Below are 22,601 nucleotides of genomic sequence, written 5' to 3'. Positions count from 1 at the left end.
CCGGCCGATATCCGGCCGGGACGATCGTTTCAAAGCGCCTTAGTTACAGGCGTTTTCGATTTTGTTTTCAGCTGCATAAGCACCGGAATCTTCTGCGATCAGCGCGCCGATAACTTCCATGTCGGTCGCAGCAAAGTCAGAAATCAACGACCATGTCTGGCTCGCTGCATCCCATTGTGTCACACCAACGAGGCCGGGGCCGCCGTGGTTTTCACAGGACACGTCGAAAGACGGACCGAAGTTCGGCATGCCGAGGCCGGCCATTTTCTCTTCGGTGATCGACAGAGCTTCCATACCATCACGCATCTGAGCTGCGTTGATGTCGGCTACACCGTGGATTTCCTGAGCAGTTTTCACAGCTTCTGCTGCGAGCATCGCCGCGTACATGCCACGGTTATAGAGAACGTTGCCAACCTGATCGCCGGCACCAGCTGCTTTGCCTGTATCGACAACATGCTTCTGGATGTCTGCAAAGATCGGGAAGTCACGACCAACATTGTGGAATGTCAGAGCTTTGTAGCCGTTGGCTTTGTCGCCAGCGGACAGAACGTCATGCTCTGCACCGGACCACCAGATGCCAATGAAGTTTTCCATTGGGAAACGGATGTTCGCGGCTTCCTGAATGGCAACCTGGTTCATCACGCCCCAGCCCCACATCAGAACTGTGTCAGGCTTTTCGCGACGGATCTGCAGCCACTGGGATTTCTGCTCCTGACCGGGGTGGTCAACAGGCAAAAGGCTCAGTTCAAAACCGTGCTTCTTCTGCAGCTCTTCGAGCGTGCGGATCGGCTCTTTGCCGTAAGCAGAGTTGTGATAGACCAGCGCAACTTTGTGACCATTCAGGTCGCCATCGTTTTCAGCCAGCAGATAGTTGATCGCGCCAGACGCACCGTTCCAGTATGTGCCCGGATAGTTAAAGGTGTGGCTGAACACTTCGCCGTTGGCAGCAGACGTACGACCATAACCCATGGTGTGCATCGGGATGCCGTCCGTAGTGGTTTTCGGGATCAGCTGATATGTGATGCCGGTGGACAGCGGTTGATACACCAGAGCGCCTTCGCCCTTGGTGGATTCGTAGCATTCCACACCTTTTTCGGTGTTGTAGCCGGTTTCACATTCCAACAGACGTGTTGGAACACCACCGATGCCACCGTCACGCTCGTTCAGCAGCGTGAAGTAATCGGCATAGCCATCCGCAAAAGGGATGCCGCCAGCGGCGTATGGGCCAGTGCGGTAGCTCAGTGATGGGAACACGAGGTCCGCCATTGCCGGAGCCGCTGCCATCACGGCTGTCACGGCCATTGTTGCTAGTTTCATCTTCATCGGGTCTTTCCTCCCTTGGTTATTCCGATGTCAAACCGAGACCTCCCCGTCTCGGAATGGTTGGTCATGGCCCCGCCTAGTGCGGGAAGGGCCACAGCCGCAGTTTCTGTTTTGTCACGCGCCAGAGTTGGGCAAGGCCGTGGGGCTCCAGGATCAGGAACACCACGATCAGACCACCCACAATCACCAGCTGCAAGTGCGCTACGATGTCTGTGGGCCAGCCTAGCATGTCTACGCCAACCACCTTCAGCACCACAGGAAGCAGCACGAGGAAGGCAGCGCCCGCGAAGGAGCCGAAGATCGAACCCAGACCACCGATAATGATCATAAAGAGCACGAGGAACGATTTGGTGATGCCAAAGACTTCGCCAACTTCTACCGCGCCGAGATAAAGCGCGAAGAACAGCGCGCCGGATATGCCGACAAAGAAGCCGGACACCGCAAAGGCGCTGATCTTGGCCTTGAGCGGGTTCACCCCGATGATTTCAGCAGCGATGTCCATGTCGCGGATCGCCATCCATTTACGGCCAGCCATGCCGCGCGTCAGGTTACGGGCAATCAGCGCGCTGAGCACCAAAAACACGAGGCAGAACAGATAAGCCGCCCATGCTTCGGTGTTGGGGCCGGTCACGGGAAAGCCGAACACGGTGCGTTCTGGGGCGTTGATCTGACCCGACGCCGAGTAGTTGTAGAACCACGGCACGCGGTTGAAGAGCCACACCAAGAAGAACTGTGCCGCCAGTGTGGCCACCGCGAGGTAGAAGCCTTTGATGCGCAGGCTTGGCAAGCCAAACAGCACGCAAACAAAGGCTGTGACACCGCCCGATAGCAGCACGTGGAAGAATATGTTGATCTCGGGAAAGCCAGTCATGAATTTGTAGCAGGCATAAGCCCCCACCGCCATGAAACCACCGGTACCGAGCGACACCTGTCCGCAATAGCCGACAAGGATGTTCAGGCCGATAGCCGCGATCGAGTAGATCAGGAACGGCAGCAGGATCGCGTTCGCCCAGTAATCGTTGATCAGGAACGGCACCACCAGGAAGGCAAACGCCAGCACCAAGTAATAACCTTTGCGATCAATTTTGATCGGGAAAGTCTGGTTGTCCGCGGCGTAGTTTGTTTTGAAATCGCCAGCTTCACGATAGAACATCAGGCGGTCTCCTCGTTGTATTCTTTTTCAAGGTGGGACCGGTCCGCCCGGTTCCGTTGTTTGGCATATCCGGTGTGCTCATTGTGGCGCACCAGTTGGAAGTAGGCCCAGAAGCCCGCTGCTGCGCCCAGTGCCGCAAGAACCGCCGCGATGGCCATCTGTTGACCGTTGGCCGGGTCGGAGGTCAGGGCGAGGAACCCGAAGGCCCAGAAGCCTGACCATGCGATCACGTTGAGTATGGCAATCAGCTTGGGCATCTGCGTCACACCCTTTCGATGATCTTTTCGCCGAACAGACCCTGAGGCCTAAAGACGAGGAAGACGAGAGCGAGCACATAGGCGAACCAGTTCTCGGTTGCGCCACCAAGGTTGATGATGCCACCGAAACATTGGCCGATACCGAAGCAGTATTCGAACATTTTCTCACCGACACCGATGATCAGTCCGCCAACAATAGCGCCCGGGATCGAGGTAAAGCCGCCCAGCATCAGAACTGGAAGAGCTTTCAGCGCGATCAAGGACAGCGAGAACTGCACACCCGATTTGGCGCCCCACATGATGCCGGCAACCAGCGCGACAAAGCCTGCCAGCGACCAGACCAGAACCCAGATGAAGTTCAGCGAGATACCAACCGACAGAGCGGCTTGGTGGTCATCGGCCACAGCGCGCATGGCGCGGCCCTGTTTGGTGTATTGGCTGAACGCCACCAGCGCGACCACAAGGACAATGGCCACAATCGCCGCCGAGATGTCGAGGTTGTCGATAAAGAAGCCAACACCCCAAGCATCAAAGGCCGCTTCGTCAATCGCCGTGTTCATACCCTGCGGCAGGCAAAGTTCGCCGGGAAGACAGAAAGTCAGCGTTTTGATCTCGGAGTTCCACATCAGGTCCGCAAACCCTTCGAGGAAATAGGCCAGACCAATGGTCGCCATAAACAGGATGATCGGCTCTTGGCCCACCAGATGGCGGAACACAAATTTCTGCACGGCCCAAGCCAGCAGGATCATTACGCCAACGGTCAGGATCAAGGCCGCAAACGACGGCACGTTCCATCCGAAGTGGTGAATGTGCGTGCCGAATATGGCGTTGATCAAGTGCGCGAAGGGTATTTGGCCGTTCTGAATGCCCACAAGGGTCATCGCCGCGAACAGCGCCATGACGCCTTGGGCAAAGTTGAAGATGCCGGACGCTTTGTAGATCAGCACAAAGCCCAGCGCGACCAGTGCATAAAGCACGCCCGACATGAGGCCGTTTGCGAAAACCTCCATCGCAAATACGAGTTGTTCAGGCATGGCGCGCGCCTCCGGATGTCGTTTTCATTTCAGTCAGGTGCTTAGTCATGTGCCACCCCTAGATAGGCGTCGATGACGGCCTGATTGTTGCGGACTTCGGTGGGTGTGCCGTCGCCGATCTTTTTGCCGTAGTCCATGACCACAACCCGATCCGACAGATCCATAACCACACCCATATCGTGTTCGATCAGGGCGATGGTTGTGCCGAATTCATCGTTCATATCGAGAATAAAGCGGGACATGTCCTCTTTTTCCTCGACGTTCATGCCCGCCATCGGTTCGTCCAGCAAAAGGATCGACGGCTCTGCCGCCAACGCCCGCGCCAGCTCGACCCGTTTCTTCAAACCATATGGCAAACGGCCAACAGGCGTTTTGCGGATCGCTTGAATTTCAAGGAAGTCGATGATTTTTTCGACCGCTTCGCGGTTTTCAACTTCTTCCCGCTCGGCTTTGCCTTTCCAGATCGCCTGACCCAAAAGTCCGGTTGTCATCTGGCGAATACGGCCGGTCATAACGTTGTCCAGAACAGTCATGCCTTCAAACAGCGCGATGTTCTGAAAAGTGCGGGCGATGCCTTGTTGCGCCACCTGATAAGGACGCATTGGCGGACGCTTGGCGCCTTTGTACCAAACTTCGCCTTCTTGCGGCACATAAAAGCCCGAGATCACGTTCAGCATCGACGATTTGCCGGCGCCGTTGGGGCCGATAATCGCGCGGATTTCGCCTTCGCGGATGTCAAAGGAGATATCCGTGATCGCCTTTACCCCGCCAAAGCGCAGCGTGATGTTTTTCATTTCCATCACGGTCGGACCGATGGTGCGGCCGTCCTCGGTGACGTAGCTGTCCTGCGTGCTCATTCTGCGGCTACCTTTGCTGCGGTTGAGACTACAGCGGCGTCGCGCAGTTCCAGCGTGGCGCTGATGCTGCCCTTGCGGCCGTCTTCATAAGTAACTTCGGTGACAGTCGAGACCTCGGAGGCCCCGGAGTACAGCGCGTCGATCAGGTCTTTGAACTTGTCTTCCACGATCACGCGACGCACTTTGCGGGTGCGGGTCATTTCACCGTCATCCGCATCCAGCTCCTTGTGCAACACGAGGAAGCGGTGGATCTGACAACCTGCCAACATCGGATCTGCCGCGACAGATTTGTTCACGGTTTCAACTTGTTCACGAATGCTGTCGAGCACTTTGGGGTGCCCGGCGAGTTCTTGATAAGACGCATAAGCAATGTTGTTGCGTTCTGCCCAATTGCCTACCGCCGTCAGATCGATGTTGATAAAGGCCACACAGCGGTCTTTGCCGTTGCCAAACAGAACCGCCTCAAGAATGTCGGGATAGAACTTGAGTTTGTTCTCGACATATTTCGGCGCAAACATGGAGCCATCGGCCATTTTGCCAACGTCTTTGGCGCGGTCGATGATGCGCAGGTGACCAGAGTCTTCCTCAAAGAAGCCCGCATCACCCGTGGCAACCCAGCCTTCGGCGTCTTTGGTCGACGCTGTGGATTCGGGGTTGTTGTAGTACTCAACAAACGTGCCCGGGCTGCGGTAGAAAATCTCGCCATTGTCCGCGATTTTGATTTCCACGTCGGGGCTTGGCACACCAACCGTATCAGCCCGCACTTCGCCGTCAGGCTGTGCTGTGATGAACACGGTGGCTTCGGTTTGCCCATAGAGTTGCTTCAGGTTGATGCCAAGCGAACGGTAGAATTCAAAAATCTCCGGCCCAATCGCCTCACCCGCAGTGTAGCCTACGCGCACGCGGCCAAAACCAAGTGTGTCTTTGAGCGGGCCATACACCAGGAACTCGCCGAGCTTGTATTTCAGCTTGTCCATTGCGCCGACGGGCTTGCCATCAAGAATGGCGCCGCCGACCTTTTTGGCGTGCGCCATAAAGTGTTTGAACATGCGACGCTTCATTGGGCCCGCGTCTTCCATGCGGATCGTGACGCTGGTTAGCTGTGTTTCAAACACGCGGGGCGGAGCGAAATAGTATGTCGGCCCGATTTCACGCAGGTCGGTCATCATTGTGTCCGGCGATTCCGGGCAGTTCACGCAGAAACCGGTCCAGTAGGCCTGACCAATCGAGAAAATGAAGTCACCAACCCAAGCCATCGGCAGATAAGCGAGGATTTCTTCGCCAGCACCGAGGTTGTCGAATTCGGAAGAGTTCTTGGCACTTTCAATCACATTGCGATTGGACAGAACAACGCCCTTGGGCTTGCCGGTCGTACCGGATGTGTAAAGCATCACGCAGGTGCTGTCATAAGTCAGCTTGGCGGTACGTTCCTGCAGGTCCGTGATCCATTCGTCATAGGCCGCACGGCCCTGATTCTGGATGTGGCTGAATTCATGCAGCGCGTGGTGATCATATTTCCGCAAACCGCGCGGATCGATATAGATCATGTGCTCAAACTGATGAAGGTTGTCCTGAATGTCGATAATCTTGTCGACTTGTTCCTGATCCTGAACGATGGCGTATTTCGCGCCACAGTGGCCGAGGATGTATTCCATCTCGTCGGCGGCGCTGTCGTTATAGACCGGTACCGGCACGGCACCCACGCACTGTGCGGCCACCATTGACCAATAGAAATAAGGGCGATTGCGACCGATTACGGCAACAAAATCCCCCTCGGCCACGCCAAGGTTGATCAACCCAAGCGCCAAAGCCTCGATTTCTTTTTCTGTGTCTGCCCAAGTCCAACGCTGCCAGATGCCGAACTCTTTTTCCCGATATGCGTCTTTGTCCGCAAAAAGGGTGGCGTTCCGCTGCAAGAGCGCCGGGATGGACGCAAGTCCACCGGCCGCTTGTGACGACTGTGCCAAATTGTATTCCTCCCATTCACCTGCCGATGCAGGCCAAAACCGCCGAAACGATTCTTCACCTCCTAAGGTGCGTGTTTCAAATTCGCGGTCAACTTTTTCCTGAACATTTCCCAATTCTTACGAATTGTAACAGCGTGCATTTCTCTCTTTGACACCTGATTGCCGAATGCTAGCCCTAGAAGGGAGAGGACGTATTCATGCCGCCGCCACCCAGTAAAATACAGGACATGACGGCCGCTGGTCTGAACCTGATCAAGCAGGCGTTGTCGATTTATGATAGCGACCTCAAGTTGGTCGTGGCCAATGCACGGTTTCGCGAAATGTTTTCAATCCCGCGCGCGCTGACGCAGCCGGGTGCAGCGTTTTCCGACACCATCCGTTTTTTGGTGGAAAACGGTGAATATGGCCATGTTCCGGAAGAAACCGTCGAAGAATTCATCGCCGAACGCGTGGAACGGGCGCTAGATTTTGAGCCCCACTACTTTGAACGCAAACGCGCCGACGGACGTTGGGTCAGTGTCGAGGGCTCGCCCCTACCGCAAGGCGGCTGGGTGGCGGTCTATACCGACATCACCTCAACCAAGCGGCAGGAATCCTTGTTGCGATCGCGATCTGAGGAGCTCTCGGACCAGTTGTTGCAACACGCCGAAGAGCTGTCAGCCACCAACCGTAAACTTGAGGCAACCGTTCAGACGCTGGAAGAGGTCAAACGCCAGCTGATCGAAAGCGAAGCCCGGATGCGGTTGACCGCCGAAATGATGCCCGCCCATATCGCGCACCTTGGGCCTGACCGGATCTATACCTACTCCAACCGCCGTCTGAGCGCGGTGATACCGGGGCGCCCGTCTGAGATCGTCGGGATGAATGCGCGCGACGCGCTGGGCGAAAGTGCGTTCCAAGCGATCAAACCCCATATGGATCGCGCCTTTATGGGCAAACCCTCGGTGTTTGAGTTCAACGAGCATCCCAGCACGCGCCGCATCCGTGTGGCCTTCACCCCGGATGACACCACTGGCGACACGCGCGGCGTTTATGTGTTGTCGATGGACGTGACCGAGGAAACACAGGCACGGGTGGCCTTGCAGCAGACCCGCCGACGCGAAATCGCGGCACAGATGACCAGCGGGCTCGCGCATGACTTTTCCAACCTGCTGACCATCATTCTGGGGACGCAGGGCAAGCTGTCCAAGATTACACTGCCAGAAGACGCGCAAGAATTGGTTGAAGCCACACTTGGCGCCGCGCGACGTGGCGGCAAATTGTTGGACCAACTTGCCAATGTGACTGGCCCTCGCGTGCCCCGACTGGAACCCACCAATATGCGCGCTTTCCTGTCCGATTTGGAAACGCTGGCGCGACCTACGCTGGCAGGCGATGTAACCCTGATCATCGAAAGCAGCATTCCCGAGGGCACAGTAATGCTTGATCCGGCAATGCTGCAGGACAGCCTTGTGAACCTGCTTTTGAACGCACGCGACGCATGCGGCGGGGCGGGCACTATTTTGTTGATTGCGGAGCTGGTGCAGGACACTTGGGTGCAATTCACCGTGCGCGACACCGGCACCGGGTTCAACGACGAAGCCTTGATGCGGGCGCTGGACCCGTTTTTCACCACCAAAGGCGCCGACGGTAGCGGTTTGGGCCTCGCCATGGTCTATGACATGACCAAGCTTGTGGGCGGAGATATCAAGATTGCCAACACCGATACCGGGGGGCAGGTTCGGTTGCGACTGCCTTTGCGCAAGGCGCTGCAAAGAGCCACACCGGGTCTTGTGTTGTTGGTCGAGGATAACCTCGATCTGCGCGGGCTGTTCCGCGACATGTTGACAGACATGCACCACACAGTGATCGAAGCCGCCAGCGTCGAAGAAGCCCGTATGCTGTTGGAGCAAGTGCCTGACATTTCCTTGGTGCTGTCCGATATTTCTCTTGAGGGCGATGCCACCGGTGTTGATCTTGTCCGTTCGCTGCGCAACGATGCCATTCCGGCGTATCTTATGACCTCCTTGCCGGTCAGCGATCCGCTCTATATTGCAGGCGCAGCCCGCGCGCCGGTGTTGTCAAAACCCTTCACCGATGATCAGCTTGACCAATTCCTGCACCCGAAGTGAGATCCAAATGACTGCCCCGCTTGTCACCATTCTGGACGATGAACCCGAAATTCGCCGTATTTTGGCGGACGCTTTGGAGGATGCGGGATTTCGCACCATGGGGTTTTCCCGCGCCACCGAATTTGAGGCCATGCTGAAATCCACGACGCCGGATGTCTGTTTGGTGGATCTTGGCCTGCCTGACAAAGACGGGCTGACGCTTGTGCACCGCCTCGCGCTGGAGGTTGGCGCGGCGGTGATCATCATTTCCGGCCGTGCGCAGGTGCAGGACCGGATCACCGGATTGGAACTTGGCGCGGACGATTACATCATCAAACCGTTTGACCCAACCGAAGTGGTCGCCCGTGTGCGCGTGCGCTTGCGCAAAGATCGGGCGTCACCGCAAAAATCTGACCCGGCCAACACCGCCGTTTTCAATGGTTGGACAGCCTATTTCGACCGCTACGTTCTAGAAGACGAACAGGGCGACGAAACCACCTTTTCGCACGCCGAAAGCGAGGTGCTGCGGCTGTTTTTGGAAAGCCCCAAGCGGTTGATCAGCCGCGCCCAGATGCAGGAAATCCTCGGCGGCGCGGCGGGCGAAAGCTTTGATCGGGCGATGGATGTGCGGATCTCTCGTCTGCGCACGAAATTGCGCGAAGACCCCAAAAACCCGCGCCTAATCAAGACCATTTATGGCGCCGGATACATCTTTCTCGGGGACGTGACTTGGCGGTAAATGCCGCCAGAACTTCCCTCCAATATCTGGACGTTACCCCACAATATGCGGTTTTCGTAGATTCCTGCCACAAAATGAGCTATGGTCGTTTTATTGTTTAGTGGCGATGCAGGCCACACTGGCCTGCGGATTTAAGAGGTTGGCGACGTGACCATGCTTGAGCATTACACCGCTTTGACCGCCCTTTGGGTTGGTGTCGCATGGGCTCCCTATATCGTTGATAGACTTCTGGTCAGGGGCATAATGGGAGCCCTTGCCAATCCAAGCCCCGACGCAATCCCGCAATCAGCCTGGGCCCAGCGCGCAAAATGCGCACACAAGGTGGCCATCGAAGCCTTCCTCCCCTTCGGTGTATTGGCGCTTATGGCAATGATGCGGGCTCCTGACGATGTTTATGCAGGCACGCTGGCGATGGTCTTTTTCTACGCCATCGTTGCACACTATGTGATCTATCTGCTGGGCATCACTGTGCTGCGCACCTTGGCCTTTGTCGGCGCCGCCGGCGCGACCGGTTTGATGGCGCTGCACGTGTTGGGGGTCACCTAAGAAATCTCACGGATCACTCCCGCCTTCCCCGCAGTCCAGACCATCGGCTGCGGGGCTCTTTTTTGGGAAAACTCCATCAGCCGAATGCGGTTGAATGGCCGCACGTTATCAAACGTCAGGCAACAAACTCGCCGCGCCGCGTTTTGAACTCCGGCACCAACATATCCCGAAAAGTTTTCACCTTGGCACTGGGCCAGACGTCAGGATGCCCGACAAGCCAGATATCCATATACGACTGTGGTTCCAATGCTGGCACCTGCACCAATCCCGGCGTGTGCCGCCCCAAAAACATCGGCATCCGCACCACGCCAAGGCCCGCCACCGCCGCCCCGATCATCGCCGCCATATCATTACACGTCAGAACCACTCGGCTGTTGGGAAACCGCGCCTGAGCCTCCTTGGCCACCTGCGCATATTGCTCATAAATGATCCAGTCGACCTGAGCCTCAGGCCCTGTGGCCATGCGTTCGGCCCAAATCGGTGCCGCGAAACTCGCCGTCTCTTGGGCTGCCATGCGCAACCCCATCAGCGTGTCGCCCGGCGAACTGCTGATCCGCACGGCCAAGTCAGCTTCGCGGCGGGTTAAATCCGCCAGTTCATTGTTTGCCTTTAGGATTACGTCGACCATTGGATGCGCCGCGACAAACCGTTCAATCACTGGCGCGATGAATGGCCCGATCATCAGCTGCGGTGCCGTCAGGACCAGTCGCCCGGACAGGCGTTGATCCCGCCCCTGCAATTGCCGCATCATATCGAGCTCACGCTCTTCCATACCGCTTGCGTGTTCCGCCACCCTTAGACCAGCCTCGGTGGGTCGATACCCATCTGCCAACCGCTCAAACAAAATGAGGTCCAGGGCCGCCTCGGCCCGCGCCACACGCCGCGCCACAGTGGTATAGTTCACGCCAAGGATTGCGCCCGCCGCAGCAAGCGAGCCGCCGCGTACAACATGCAACACCGTGCGAAGATCGTCCCAGTCTGTCGTCATGACATGCAGTATTGCATGCCTACCGTGCAAATCCACGCGTTTTTGCAAATACACACAAAGCCTAGGTTGGTTACATCACCAACCCACAGGGAGATTTCCAATGATTTACGCCTACGCCAAATTGACCGTCACCAACCCCGAGGCCCTGGCAGCTTACCGCGACAAGGCCGGCGAAGCCCTCGCCCGACACGGCGGTAAAGTGGAGCAGGCCAGCGGCGCGGCTCTGGCCATTGACGGCACACCGGACATGCCCGACGTGGCCGCGATCCTGTCTTTTCCCGATAAGGACAGCGCACTGGGCTGGATCAACGATCCGTCGCTCGCTGATATCCACGCACTGCGGCGCAATGCAGGCGGGTCGGACATCGTCCTGCTGACCTAGGCGAGACTTACCTAAAGTCCCTGAAATAGACCCTATTGCGCCGGGATTCGCGGCGCAGTAGGATTCAGTCATGGCCATCTGCATCTTATACAAGCCATCCCGCAAAACCCGTCCACGCTTTTACCGCGTCGAGATTGCGATGAACCTCTTTGAGGAAGTCTCGGTCATGCGCGAATGGGGTGTTGCCGGGGGTCAGGGACGGTCAATGGTCAGCGTCTTTGGCAATCTGCGGGAGGCGTCCAACGCCGCCGACAGCTATCGCCGCCGCGCGCAGCGACGGGGCTATCAGCGCGACTAGTTCGACAACCGCGTCACGGCCCGCGCCAGCACGTTAAGACCAGTCACAAGATCCGCCTCATCGGTGTCCTCTGTAAATGCGTGACTAATCCCGCCAATCGACGGCACAAAAAGCATGGCCACCGGCATCAACGCAGAGACGCACGTCGCGTCATGCAACGCGCCGGACGGCATTTCGCGCCATTTTGCAGGCGCTTCCACCTCGGCGGCATCCATGAGCGCGGCTTTCAAACGGCTGTCCATCGCAACAGGATCCAGCGCCCAATAGTCGCTGATCTCTACGCCAAGCCCACGCGCCTCGCTTACCTCTCGCACAGTGTCACGAATGATTTCTTCCATCGTGTCCAGCCGCGCCGGGTCGCGGTCGCGCCATTGCATCGAGAACCGCACCTCACCGGGTACAATTGAACTGGCGTTTGGATGCACGCTGATATGTCCATTGGTCCAAACCGTGCTGTCGCTCACAACCGGAACAAAGGCGGTATAGATCTTGCTGATACACTCCACCATCCCCGGCACCGCATCACGACGGTAATGCATCGGTGTGGTGCCCGCATGATTCTGATCGCCGGTGAATGTGATGTTGAGATCGCGAATGCCGACGATGTCACTTACCACCCCAATCGCCTCACCCGCCTGATCAAGCCATGGCCCCTGCTCGATGTGCATCTCGATGAACCCTGTAAACTGGGCAGGATCGACAAATCCATCGGCCAGATGCGCCACCGCCGCCCGCGCCTCTCCAAAGGTCACCCCGTCGAAATCCTTGAACCCGTCTGCGGTTTCCAGCGAGACCCCGCCGGACCAAATCGAACTTGCCGTGGTGCCGCCAAATCGGCCTTCCTCATCCTGAAAAGCCACTACCGACACCGCGGGACCGCCCGCCTCCTGCGCAGCTCTCGCCACTTCCAACGCGGCAATCACGCCGAGCGCCCCGTCCAGCCATCCGCCTTCCGGTTGGCTGTCAGAATGTGACCCCATCAACAGCGAAGGCCCTTCGGCCAAGCCCCAAACCGATCCCGCCGGGTCCACATGAGGGCGCAATCCCACCGCCTTAAACTGCACGCAAAGCCAAGCCCGCGCATCCAGATCAGCCTGCGAAAACGCGGGCCGCACAACGCCTTTGCCCACTCCGGCCGTGCCGAAACAACGCAATTTATGCAGGTCTTTCAAAAAACGGTCAGGTTGGATCTTCATAACGACCTCCGAGCTTTCTGTTCTCAAAATACCTCCGCCGGAGGCGCCTGCAACACCAACCCTCTTATGGGCTGAAAATCGCCGGACCACTGCATCCAAACGTCCCTGCGTCACCCCCCTTCCCCCTGTGGCAAAGGTGGCTTACTCAGGGCACACGTCAAAGGAGTAGCCCCATGCCGCATATCACTCTGGTCCGCCACGGACAGGCCAACACCGAAGCCCGCGATGAAGAAAGCTATGACCGCCTGTCCGACCTTGGTCACCAGCAGGCCGCATGGCTGGGCGATCACATGCGCGCCACTGGCGATCACTTTCAGCGCGTGTTCACCGGCGCCATGCGGCGGCACCGCGAAACCGCATCTGGCATGCGGGCGCAGGATCATGCCGAAGTTGTCGAAGACCCGCGCTTGAATGAATTTGCCTACTTCACGCTTAGCCAGCTGATGGAAGAGCAACACAGCCTACAGGTTCCCACAGAACGCGAGGGGTTCGTGCGTCATCTGCCGACCGTTTTGGGCGCGTGGGAGCGCGGTGAAATCGAAGATGTGCCGGAAACCCACGCGGAATTCTCGACCCGTGTGCGAGATGCAGTGGCTGAAATTGCGGCCGGTCAGGGGCGCGCGCTGGTGGTCACTTCGGGCGGCTTGATCGGAACGGTCTTGCGCCAAACGCTGAACCTTGATGTCTCCGGCTGGGCACGCATGTGTCTTGCGATCCAGAACACCTCGGTGCATCGCTGGCAAATGGTTCTGGATGAACCGCTTTTGGTGCAATTCAACATGATATCTCATCTGGAAGCGCCGGATCGACAGCACGCTCAGACCCATCTCTGAGCACCGCAATTGGCGAGTCACGCAAAGCCAGGCCCAACCCGTTGCGGGCCGCAATGGCGTCCAACTGCCAAAATGGAAGCAGCGTTTCGGTGACGCGTCACACCTGATTTGTGGCGTCAGGCCTGTTCAGCGTGGTCCTTGTGTACAAATTTTGCGTCACAATAGGGGCATTCAACCCAACCGTGCTCACTGGGCATTTGTAGCCAGACACGAGGATGACCCAGCGCGCCTTCGCCGCCATCACAAGAGATGCGATAGCTGTCCACGATCTTGGTTTCGGGGGCCTCGATGGTCATATCTGTGTCGTCCTTGACAAATCTATTGCGCCGCCCGCGGTTGTAGGGTCCCGCAGCTTTGGATAAGCACGGATAATAGGGATTGCGCAGCGAGGAGCAAGAGTGGCCATGACCCAAAACGCCATCGAAATCGCCGGATTGCAAAAGACGTACCGCGGCGGACGCAACGAACCTGAAAAACATGCGCTCAAGGGCATTGACCTGACCATTCCGGCGGGGTCGATTTTTGGCCTGTTGGGTCCCAATGGCGCTGGCAAGTCCACGATGATCAACATCATGGCAGGCTTGGTGAAAAAAACCGCCGGATCGGTTCGGATCTGGGGATTTGATCAGGACGAAAACCCCCGCCAGTCCCGCGCTGCGATTGGCGTGATGCCCCAGGAGCTGAACCTCGATCCCTTTTTCACTCCGCGTGCGGCGCTAGAAGTTCAGGCCGGCCTTTATGGCGTGCCAAAATCCCAACGCCGCAGCGATGAGATCCTTGCGATGGTCGGGCTGTCGGACAAGGCCGAAGCCTATGCACGCACCCTATCGGGCGGCATGCGACGTCGTCTGCTATTGGGCAAAGCGCTGGTGCACCATCCCCAAATTCTCGTGCTGGACGAACCTACGGCGGGCGTCGATATCGAATTGCGGCAAATGTTGTGGTCCAATATCCGCAAGTTAAACGCGGAACGAGGCATGACCATCATTCTTACGACGCACTACTTGGAAGAAGCCGAAGAGATGTGCGACGAAATCGCGATTATCAACCACGGTGAAATGGTGGCGCGGGACAGCACAGCCAATCTTTTGGGTCAAATCGACAGCAAGTGTATGGTGATTGATCCCGTCGAAATACCCGCTCGCCTGCCAGAACTTGACGGAGTCGATGTGACTCTGCGGGACAGTGGAGCCCTAGCTTTAACCTACCATGCGGATACTACCAGCGCTGAAGATGTTTTGCGCTCCGTACGCGACGCAGGCATTGCGATTGCTGACGTGAAAACAGAGCAGGCCGATCTTGAGGATGTGTTCCTCAAACTGACAAAATCATCCTGAACTGACTGGCAAAGAGGGCCAGCCCCTCTTGTCCCTGCGGGACAATTCACCCCGAGGTATTTCGGGAACAGAAAGCCAAAAGATGCGCCCTAACTGCGCGCCGGTCGACAATGCGCGATGCTACGCAAACAGTCAGGGCGGCTTTTCCGTTCACGGCCAACGGCTCCTCAGCCTGTACCGCAACCCAAGAGTGCGCGATTCGTGGTTAACAAATGGTTTCGGCTTTTTTTGTTCCGAAAGTACCTCGGGGGAGTCGTGAGCTTGATCACGACGGGGGCAGCGCCCCCTCTATTCGCAGAAGGTAACAATTGTTCCTGGCTGAACGAGCGTGAACATATGCCACGCGATCGTGGGCGAGAATGTCTTGTGCCGCAGTCACGACGCCGGACTTCTCGACGATCGCACCAGTGCCATAGACGATCCGGTGATCTTCCGAATACCCCTTGATCAGATAGGTCGGTGATGTACCGAGAACATCCGGAAGGTGTGAAAAATCATCGTGCGCCGCACATTCATCGGCACAAAGAAAAATCGGTCCGGTTTCGGCATAAGGCTGTTTTTTGGGAAACGGGCAATGCGCCAGAACCAGCATCCCCGCGCCCTTTGGAATATTTTTCAGGCAATGGCGGCAAGGCGCACCTGCGCCGTCCGACGCCTGCCGCTCAGGAACGCGGCCATACGCATCGGGTCCTCCCCGTTGATAGGCGCGGACTTCGGGTGTGGGCATTTGGATAAACTGCAACATGGGATCTCCATCTGAAAGGTCCCATCAGCCTGGGGTACACCACGCCTTCAAGCGACCCGAAACCTGCGCAAAGCATTAGCGCAGCGCAGCAACGGCCATGTCGGAGAGTTGCTCGGTCAATTTCGCAAGAAAGTCCGCTGGCTCATCGTTGCGCGGACGGTACCAAAACACCGGCGCGTTGATCAGCAACAGCAAGGATTGCAGCGTGACGGAAAGGTTCTGTTGGCGAAAACTGCCGTCCTTCATGCCTGCGCTAATAATGCCGCGAAAGATGTCTTCGTACTGACGTCGCTCGACGCGAATCCGGTCGAACAACTCCCGTTCAAGGGCCGTTGTGGATTTCTGATTCATGCCAACATAAGACTGAATGATCACCTTGTGATATGGCAGCGTGCGTAGAATTTCAGGAATGTGAAGCGCGATCATCCTGCGCAGATTGGTTTCCGGGGTGGCAGCGGGATCAACTGCAGGCCCAACTTCGTCATGCACAAAATCGGACGCGCGCAAGCAGACCGCTGCTAACAGAACGCCTTTTGACGGAAAGTGGTGGTAAATCCGACCCTTAGTAGATCCGAGGTGCCTTGCAACGTCATCAATTGACGCCGTATCTGCACCCAGTCGCATAAAGACTTCGGCCGCGGCATCCAAAATTTCACCTTTGGATTTGCTTATCGGCTTTCTGGCAAATTGCGCCGCCTGACCAGACATTCACTCATTCCCTTCGCGGCTTTCCCTAACGTGAAGCACGTCGGCTGACGTCACGTCGCGGGGGCGGCCTTCGTTGACAGCATACTCGGTAGTATGTTTGCATCACAAATGCAACGCCGATGCCCCATGACTCGGGTGCGCGGCGCAGGGAGGAATTACAAGATGACGGACCTGGACACTTTCCGGGAAGAAACGCGTGTTTGGCTGGAGGCAAATTGCCCCGCTGAGATGCGCGAACCGATGGGCGAAGACGACATTTGCTGGGGCGGGCGCTCGTTCGAATTCAGCTCGCCGGCGCAGAAACAGTGGCTGGATGCGATGGCTGGCAGAGGTTGGACTGTGCCCGCATGGCCCAAAGATTGTGGCGGCGCTGACCTGTCTGGTGCCGAGCAGAAAATTCTTTCTGAGGAAATGAAACGCATCAATGCGCGGCCACCTTTGCAAAGCTTCGGCATCTGGATGCTTGGCCCTGCGTTGTTGCAATTTGGATCGGACGAACAAAAACGCCATTACCTGCCACAGATTGCGCGTGGAGAAGTACGTTGGTGTCAGGGTTATTCCGAGCCCGGTGCCGGGTCCGACCTGGCCAGCCTGCAAACCAAAGGCGTCGACAAGGGCGATCATTTTGAGGTCACCGGTCAAAAGATCTGGACCTCATATGCTGACAAAGCCGACTGGATTTTCTGTCTCGTGCGCACTGAGCCTGACGAGAAGAAGCACACCGGCATCTCCTTCCTGTTGTTTGATATGGACAGCGAAGGCGTCACCACCAAGCCGATCAAGCTGATCTCCGGCGCATCCCCGTTCTGCGAGACGTTCTTTGACGCGGTCAAAGTGCCAAGCGAGCAGATCGTAGGAGAGCGTGGCCAAGGCTGGACCATCGCGAAATACCTGCTGACGCACGAGCGTGAAATGATTGGCGGGTCCGATTCGGCGATCTTTGCGAAATCCGACCTGATTTCTGACGCGGCACAGGCCATCGGCTTGGATGATGCGGGTCGTCTGGATGATCCGATGATGCGCGCCGATCTTGGCAAGTTCATTGTCGATGAAATGGCCTTTGACGCCCACGTCACCATGACCCGCGCCTATATGCGGGCCGGTAACGAGCTGGGCGCGCGGTCTGCGGAGTTGAAATACCTTGGCACCGAACTCAACAAACAGCGCCAGTCGCTGCGGGTCGCCGCGGGCGGCGCGGATGATCTGGTCTGGGAAGGGGCGTCGAATGACGCCGGGCAAGCGGCCAAGGACTGGCTGCGCTCAAAGGCGAACAGCATCGAGGGCGGAACGTCTGAGGTCATGCTGAGTATCCTGTCCAAAGCCATTCTGAAGATGCCGGGTTGAGGGGCTGATCATGGAAATTTTGAACGAAGATATGGGCCTTGTGGCCGAAAGCGCCGCTGGTCTGCTGAACAAATCCCATCCGATCACCGCCTTTCGCGCGTTGCGCGACAGTGGAATTGCGTTGGGTTACGACAAAGCTATCGTTGGCGAAATGGCCGAGATGGGCTGGATGGGCATTGCCTTGCCCGAAGACGTGGACGGAGCAGATTTCGGATTTCGCGCGGCGGGGCTGATCGCTGAGGAAATGGGCAAGAACCTGACGGCAGGTCCATTTGTATCAACCGCTGTTTTGGCGGCGACGGTTCTGCGTAACGCGGGCGGCGACGCGCTGGCACAATGGGGTCCACGCATTGCTGGCGGTGAAGCTGTGATCGCTTTGGCGATGGATGAAGGCGTCAAACATCGCCCGGATCGCATTGTCACGACAGCAACCAAGGACGCCACAGGTGTAACGCTGAATGGCCGCAAAAGCTTTGTGGTGGATGGCATTGACGCGGATCGGCTGATTGTCACCGCCAAGGCGGGCGACGCGCTGATGTTGGTGATGGTTGATCCACAGACAGCGGGCGTCTCTGTGACCTCGCAGGTCATGCTGGATCACCGCAACGCGGCTGTGGTGACATTCGACAACGCCATCGTGCCTGCCGAGGCCATTCTGGTCGAAGGTAAGGCGGCAGAAACAGCGCTGACCGCAGCGCTCAACGCCGGTCGCGCCGTGTTGGCCGCCGAACAGTTGGGCGTGGCGCGGGTTGCTGCCGAGCAGACGTTTGAATACCTGCGCACGCGCAAACAATTCGGCGTTCTCATCGGTATGTTTCAATCGCTGCAACACCGCGCGGCGGATCTGTATTGCGAGTTGGAACAAACTGCGTCGCTAGTTGCCGAAGCGCTTAACGCATTGGATCAAGGCCGCGATAACGCCGAGGCGCTCAGCCGCGCGGCCAAGGCAAAATCAGCCCGAGTTGGGCGTCAAGCCACCGAAGAGGGCGTGCAAATGCACGGCGGTATCGGCATGACAGATGAAATGGATTTGGGTCTGTTTATGAAGCGTGATCGGGCACTTACGGAATTTTTGGGCGACGCAGGTTACCACACAGAATGGCTTCTGCGGCAGCGCGGAATATAAGAACTTTCCCTTTACGGAAACGTAAAGGGCGTCCCACGTGACGTAACGGCGCCTAGACCTGTGGAGGGGTCACGGCGCTTGACGCAAGGGGGGCAGGTCGGAACACTGACCAGTAATTAATGCCGGAAAACCGGCAATGGGAGGAAAAATTGGAAGTTTTGCAACTGCTCGTCAGCGGGCTTGCGAACGGCTGTGTCTACGGCCTGATCGCGCTCGGCTTCGTGCTGATTTACAAGGCGACCGAGCAAGTGAATTTCGCGCAGGGCGATTTCATGATGCTGGGCGCTTTTATCACGTTGGGCCTTACGAACGCCCACTATATGGGCCTGCCCTTCTGGGTGGCTGCGCCGCTCGCCATCGCCATCATGGCGGTGCTGGGCTATCTGCTCGATTTCTTTGTGTTGCGTCACTTGTTTGGCCAGAGCCAGACCGCGGTCGTAATCCTGACCATCGCTCTGGGCTTTGTGATCCGCTTTATCGCCGGTCTCATCTGGACCCACGAGCCGCAAACACTGGAAAGCCCGCTCGCGATTGGTGATTTCCATGTCGCCGGCGTGGTGCTTGGCATGGCGGATGTGGCGGTTATCGTGGTGACGGTTCTGCTGACCTTCTTCCTCTTTCAATTCTTCCAGCGCACCAAATTGGGTCTGGCAATGCAGGCAGCCTCGCAAAACCAAATGGCGGCTTATTTCATGGGCATTCCGGTGAAACGGGTGCAGGGCATGATCTGGGGTCTGTCCGGCGCCGTTGCTGCTGTGGCGGGCATCCTTTTTGCCTCCAAAGGTGCGATTGATCCGAACGCGGGCCTTTTGGGCATCAAAGCTTTTGCGGCTGCAGTTATCGGCGGCTTCGGCTCACTTCCGGGTGCCTTAATGGGCGGCCTGATTGTGGGGGTGATTGAACCCTTTGCCTCGCGCTACTTTCCTGCCGGATACAGCCAGATCGCGCCTTATGCGCTGCTGCTGTTTGTTCTGGTGTTCCGTCCACACGGCTTGTTCAGCCAAGTCCGCACAAAGAAGGTCTGAAGCACATGCGTATTCATTTTAAGACCTCTTACGAGCATGACATTCGACTGTTCCCCGATTGGTGGAGTTTCTTTGTCTATGCCATCCTGATCGCAATCGCCGTGGTGCTGCCATGGTTGATTGACGACTTCTTCATTGGCGAAGTCACCAACGTTCTGATCTGGGCCATCGCCGGTCTTGGTTTGATGATGCTGACGGGGCAAACCGGTCAGGCCTCTCTGGGCCACGCGGCGTTTTTGGCGCTGGGCTGCTACTCCTGCATTATCTTTATGGAACAGGGCCTGCCTTTCCTGATCGCCTTTCCGGCGGCAGGCGTTCTGACCGGCGTTATTGGCACGATCATTGCCATCCCTGCGATCCGCCTGCACGGCATCTATCTGGCGATTGCCACGATGGCCATTTCGATCCTCGCCGATGACATCATCGTTCTGATGGAGCCGATCACCAACGGCGTGTCGGGCAAATTCGCACCAGTAATCAACATCTTCGGCATCGAGATTGAGCGCTGGACCACACCTGACCGGTTCTATTGGTTGGTTTTGGCCGTGACGATCATCTGTACGCTGATCTATCGCAACATCTTGCGCTCACCTTTGGGCCGCGCGTTTGCAGCGGTGCGTGACAGCGAAGTTTCGGCAATGGCAATGGGCATTCACATCTCTCGTACCAAGGCGATTGCCTTTGGCTTTAGCTGTGCGATCACCGGTCTTGCTGGCGCCCTCATGGGGTTCTTTGCCGGAGCGTTTAACAACGAGACCTTCTCGATTGTGATCTCCATCACCTTGCTTATGATGATCGTGATTGGTGGCCTGGGCTCAATCCACGGCGCGTTCTTTGGCGCGGTTGTGGTGGCGTTCCTGCCGCAGTTCCTGTCAATCGCCAAAGAAACCGTAATTGGCGGCGGTGTTGCCATTCCGGGACTGGAAACCGGCGTGTTTGGCATGATCCTGATCCTTTTCATCCTGTTTGAACCGATGGGCATTTACGGCCGCTGGATGAAAATCCGCATTTGGTTCGAACTGTTCCCCTTTGCGCGCAAAGACATGTTCAAGCGCCAGAAGAGCTACTTGAAGACGGAGCGCCTGAGATGAGCAACCTGCTGGAAATCAACAACGCGACGCTCAAGTTTGGTGGCGTCGTGGCCGTGAACGATCTGACGTTTTCGGTCGAAGAAGGCGAAGTCTATGCCATCGTGGGGCCAAACGGGGCGGGCAAATCGACCGTTTTTAACCTGATCTCGCGGTTTTACGGTCCCTATGCGGGTTCGATCAATTTCGACGGCAACAACCTGTTGGAACGGGACGCGGATTCGGTGGCCGATCTGGGCATCGCGCGTACCTTTCAGAACATCGAGCTGTTTGACCACGCGACCGTACTGCAAAACCTTTTGGTCGGGCGGCATCGCCATCGCAACACCAACCTGATGCAGGAAATGCTGTTCACGTCCAAAGTGCGGCGCGAAGAGAAAAAGCACCGCGAAGCCGTGGAGGAGGTCATCGATTTTCTCGACCTGCAGCCCTATCGCGACAAGATGATCGCGGGCCTGCCTTATGGTGTGCGCAAAGTTGTCGAACTGGGTCGCGCACTGGCCTCTGGGCCGCGGCTGTTGCTGCTGGACGAACCGGCCTCGGGTCTCTCGGTGGAAGAAACACAAGACATGCGGTGGTGGATTGACGACATCCGCAAACAAATGGGGATCACCGTATTGATGGTGGAACATGACATGGGTCTGGTCAGCGGCGTTTCCGACCGCGTTCTGGCGCTTGCAGATGGGGCCAAACTGGCCGAAGGCACGCCAGCGCAGGTTCAATCCGATCCTGCCGTGATCGAAGCCTATCTTGGCGCGGGAGCAGCATAATGGCCGAAACGCTTCTAGATATCAAAAACATCGAAAGCTTCTACGGGCCGATTATGGCGATCCGTGGGGTATCCCTTAAAGTGGAAAAAGGGCAGGTCGTGACCGTGCTTGGCGCCAATGGCGCGGGCAAATCCACTCTGCTGAAAACCATCTCAGGCATCATGGATCCGGAAAAAGGCCAAGTTGTCTTTGACGGGCGTGAAATCCAAGGGATGGAGCCACACAAAGTCGTTGGTCGGGGCATCGTTCACGTGCCGGAGGGCCGCGAGGTTTTCCCGCTTTTGACCGTGGATGAAAACTTGACTTTGGGCGCCTACACACGCTCGGACAAAGCCGAGATCGAGAAAGACCGCCAAATGGTCTTTGAGTATTTCCCGATTCTGGCTGAACGCCGCAATCAGGAGGCCGGCACATTGTCTGGTGGTCAGCAGCAGATGCTCGCGATTGGTCGTGGCCTGATGTTGCGCCCTAAAATCATGCTGTTGGACGAGCCATCATTGGGTCTGTCACCGCTTCTGGTGCAAGAGATCTTTGCCATTCTCAAACGCCTGAACAAAGACGAAGGCGTGACCATGATGCTGGTCGAGCAAAACGCCAAAGTGGCGCTGGAACTCGCGGACGTGGGCTATGTGATGGAGGTCGGCAGGATCGTCATGGACGACACGGCGGACCGCCTGATGGAGAGTGAGGACATCAAGTCGTTCTACCTCGGCCATCAAGAAGAAGGCGCACGCGGCGAACGTCGTTGGAAGCGCAAGAAGACATGGCGTTGATCGGACGCAGGGAGGACATGCA

24 protein-coding genes are annotated in these 22,601 nt (G+C 57.2%); 13 read left to right on the top strand and 11 right to left on the bottom strand.

What is annotated here, in order from left to right; genetic code table 11:
* Window positions 1–39: 39 nt before the first annotated feature.
* The 6 genes from SHIM_RS19740 to SHIM_RS19715 form a co-directional block, all read right to left on the bottom strand.
* On the bottom strand, window positions 40–1,323 hold the full coding sequence (locus SHIM_RS19740; protein ID WP_054004407.1) for an ABC transporter substrate-binding protein: 1,284 nt from the start codon (window positions 1,321–1,323) through the stop codon (window positions 40–42).
* 76 nt (window positions 1,324–1,399) lie between these two features.
* Window positions 1,400–2,476, bottom strand: a complete 1,077-nt coding sequence (locus SHIM_RS19735) for a branched-chain amino acid ABC transporter permease (RefSeq protein WP_054004406.1) — start codon at window positions 2,474–2,476, stop codon at window positions 1,400–1,402.
* A complete protein-coding gene (locus SHIM_RS19730) occupies window positions 2,476–2,733 on the bottom strand; it encodes a hypothetical protein (protein WP_054004405.1) in 258 nt (85 codons plus the stop codon). The genes SHIM_RS19735 and SHIM_RS19730 overlap by 1 nt, the downstream gene beginning before the upstream one ends.
* Before the next feature lie 5 nt (window positions 2,734–2,738).
* A complete protein-coding gene (locus tag SHIM_RS19725) occupies window positions 2,739–3,767 on the bottom strand; it encodes a branched-chain amino acid ABC transporter permease (RefSeq protein WP_054004404.1) in 1,029 nt (342 codons plus the stop codon).
* 41 nt (window positions 3,768–3,808) lie between these two features.
* Window positions 3,809–4,624: an ABC transporter ATP-binding protein gene (locus tag SHIM_RS19720; RefSeq protein WP_054004403.1), complete on the bottom strand. Its 816-nt coding sequence runs from the start codon at window positions 4,622–4,624 to the stop codon at window positions 3,809–3,811.
* Entirely contained in the window at window positions 4,621–6,591 is a 1,971-nt protein-coding gene (locus SHIM_RS19715; protein ID WP_054004447.1) for an AMP-binding protein, read from the bottom strand. The genes SHIM_RS19720 and SHIM_RS19715 overlap by 4 nt, the downstream gene beginning before the upstream one ends.
* A gap of 197 nt (window positions 6,592–6,788) precedes the next feature.
* On the opposite strand from SHIM_RS19715, the gene SHIM_RS19710 reads away from it, so the two are divergent.
* The 3 genes from SHIM_RS19710 to SHIM_RS19700 all read left to right on the top strand — a co-directional run bounded on the left by SHIM_RS19710 (window position 6,789) and on the right by SHIM_RS19700 (window position 9,966).
* On the top strand, window positions 6,789–8,702 hold the full coding sequence (locus SHIM_RS19710; RefSeq protein WP_054004402.1) for a PAS-domain containing protein: 1,914 nt from the start codon (window positions 6,789–6,791) through the stop codon (window positions 8,700–8,702).
* Between the two features lie 7 nt (window positions 8,703–8,709).
* Entirely contained in the window at window positions 8,710–9,420 is a 711-nt protein-coding gene (locus SHIM_RS19705; RefSeq protein ID WP_054004401.1) for a response regulator transcription factor, read from the top strand.
* Window positions 9,421–9,573: 153 nt separating this feature from the next.
* A complete protein-coding gene (locus tag SHIM_RS19700) occupies window positions 9,574–9,966 on the top strand; it encodes an MAPEG family protein (protein ID WP_241488939.1) in 393 nt (130 codons plus the stop codon).
* 115 nt (window positions 9,967–10,081) lie between these two features.
* On the opposite strand, the gene SHIM_RS19695 is transcribed toward SHIM_RS19700, so the two are convergent.
* Window positions 10,082–10,954 (bottom strand): LysR family transcriptional regulator, encoded by an 873-nt coding sequence (locus SHIM_RS19695; RefSeq protein ID WP_054004399.1) that lies wholly within the window; start codon window positions 10,952–10,954, stop codon window positions 10,082–10,084.
* A 100-nt stretch (window positions 10,955–11,054) separates the two neighbouring features.
* Between SHIM_RS19695 and SHIM_RS19690 the strand changes: the two genes are divergently transcribed.
* Both SHIM_RS19690 and SHIM_RS19685 read left to right on the top strand, forming a co-directional pair.
* Complete coding sequence (locus tag SHIM_RS19690) at window positions 11,055–11,336, top strand: DUF1330 domain-containing protein (protein ID WP_054004398.1); 282 nt, start codon at window positions 11,055–11,057, stop codon at window positions 11,334–11,336.
* A 70-nt stretch (window positions 11,337–11,406) separates the two neighbouring features.
* Window positions 11,407–11,634 carry a WGR domain-containing protein gene (locus tag SHIM_RS19685; protein ID WP_054004397.1) on the top strand — a complete coding sequence of 76 codons (228 nt, stop codon included), beginning with the start codon at window positions 11,407–11,409 and terminating at the stop codon, window positions 11,632–11,634.
* Here the strand turns inward: SHIM_RS19685 and SHIM_RS19680 are convergent.
* The gene (locus SHIM_RS19680) at window positions 11,631–12,830 is read right to left on the bottom strand and encodes a hydantoinase/carbamoylase family amidase (RefSeq protein ID WP_054004396.1); all 1,200 of its coding nucleotides are present in this window, start codon (window positions 12,828–12,830) and stop codon (window positions 11,631–11,633) included. The two genes, SHIM_RS19685 and SHIM_RS19680, sit on opposite strands and share 4 nt — an antisense overlap.
* Before the next feature lie 173 nt (window positions 12,831–13,003).
* On the opposite strand from SHIM_RS19680, the gene SHIM_RS19675 reads away from it, so the two are divergent.
* Window positions 13,004–13,663: a histidine phosphatase family protein gene (locus SHIM_RS19675; RefSeq protein ID WP_054004395.1), complete on the top strand. Its 660-nt coding sequence runs from the start codon at window positions 13,004–13,006 to the stop codon at window positions 13,661–13,663.
* Between the two features lie 116 nt (window positions 13,664–13,779).
* Here SHIM_RS19675 and SHIM_RS19670 read toward each other — a convergent pair whose 3' ends face one another.
* Entirely contained in the window at window positions 13,780–13,959 is a 180-nt protein-coding gene (locus SHIM_RS19670) for a zinc-finger domain-containing protein (protein WP_054004394.1), read from the bottom strand.
* A 108-nt stretch (window positions 13,960–14,067) separates the two neighbouring features.
* Here SHIM_RS19670 and SHIM_RS19665 point away from each other — a divergent pair, with 108 nt between their 5' ends.
* Window positions 14,068–15,000 carry an ABC transporter ATP-binding protein gene (locus SHIM_RS19665; protein WP_054004393.1) on the top strand — a complete coding sequence of 311 codons (933 nt, stop codon included), beginning with the start codon at window positions 14,068–14,070 and terminating at the stop codon, window positions 14,998–15,000.
* A 265-nt stretch (window positions 15,001–15,265) separates the two neighbouring features.
* Here SHIM_RS19665 and SHIM_RS19660 read toward each other — a convergent pair whose 3' ends face one another.
* Both SHIM_RS19660 and SHIM_RS19655 read right to left on the bottom strand, forming a co-directional pair.
* Window positions 15,266–15,745 (bottom strand): DUF1203 domain-containing protein, encoded by a 480-nt coding sequence (locus SHIM_RS19660; RefSeq protein ID WP_054004392.1) that lies wholly within the window; start codon window positions 15,743–15,745, stop codon window positions 15,266–15,268.
* Between the two features lie 75 nt (window positions 15,746–15,820).
* Window positions 15,821–16,453, bottom strand: coding sequence for a TetR/AcrR family transcriptional regulator (locus SHIM_RS19655; RefSeq protein ID WP_054004391.1), 633 nt, complete (start codon window positions 16,451–16,453; stop codon window positions 15,821–15,823).
* Window positions 16,454–16,615: 162 nt separating this feature from the next.
* Between SHIM_RS19655 and SHIM_RS19650 the strand changes: the two genes are divergently transcribed.
* The 6 genes from SHIM_RS19650 to SHIM_RS19625 all read left to right on the top strand — a co-directional run bounded on the left by SHIM_RS19650 (window position 16,616) and on the right by SHIM_RS19625 (window position 22,579).
* Window positions 16,616–17,797 (top strand): acyl-CoA dehydrogenase family protein, encoded by a 1,182-nt coding sequence (locus SHIM_RS19650; protein WP_054004390.1) that lies wholly within the window; start codon window positions 16,616–16,618, stop codon window positions 17,795–17,797.
* A gap of 10 nt (window positions 17,798–17,807) precedes the next feature.
* Window positions 17,808–18,923 (top strand): acyl-CoA dehydrogenase family protein, encoded by a 1,116-nt coding sequence (locus SHIM_RS19645; RefSeq protein WP_054004389.1) that lies wholly within the window; start codon window positions 17,808–17,810, stop codon window positions 18,921–18,923.
* 149 nt (window positions 18,924–19,072) lie between these two features.
* Window positions 19,073–19,948, top strand: coding sequence for a branched-chain amino acid ABC transporter permease (locus tag SHIM_RS19640; protein WP_054004446.1), 876 nt, complete (start codon window positions 19,073–19,075; stop codon window positions 19,946–19,948).
* 5 nt (window positions 19,949–19,953) lie between these two features.
* Entirely contained in the window at window positions 19,954–21,039 is a 1,086-nt protein-coding gene (locus SHIM_RS19635) for a branched-chain amino acid ABC transporter permease (protein WP_054004388.1), read from the top strand.
* Window positions 21,036–21,806: an ABC transporter ATP-binding protein gene (locus SHIM_RS19630; protein WP_054004387.1), complete on the top strand. Its 771-nt coding sequence runs from the start codon at window positions 21,036–21,038 to the stop codon at window positions 21,804–21,806. Before SHIM_RS19635 ends, SHIM_RS19630 begins: the two co-directional genes overlap by 4 nt.
* Window positions 21,806–22,579 carry an ABC transporter ATP-binding protein gene (locus SHIM_RS19625; protein WP_054004386.1) on the top strand — a complete coding sequence of 258 codons (774 nt, stop codon included), beginning with the start codon at window positions 21,806–21,808 and terminating at the stop codon, window positions 22,577–22,579. Before SHIM_RS19630 ends, SHIM_RS19625 begins: the two co-directional genes overlap by 1 nt.
* The last annotated feature ends 22 nt before the right edge of the window (window positions 22,580–22,601 follow it).

The organism is Shimia sp. SK013, from assembly GCF_001292625.1.
Taxonomy (GTDB): Bacteria; Pseudomonadota; Alphaproteobacteria; order Rhodobacterales; family Rhodobacteraceae; genus Shimia.
Note: the sequence above shows the minus strand (reverse complement) of the source record. Positions and strands in the feature narration are given on the sequence as shown.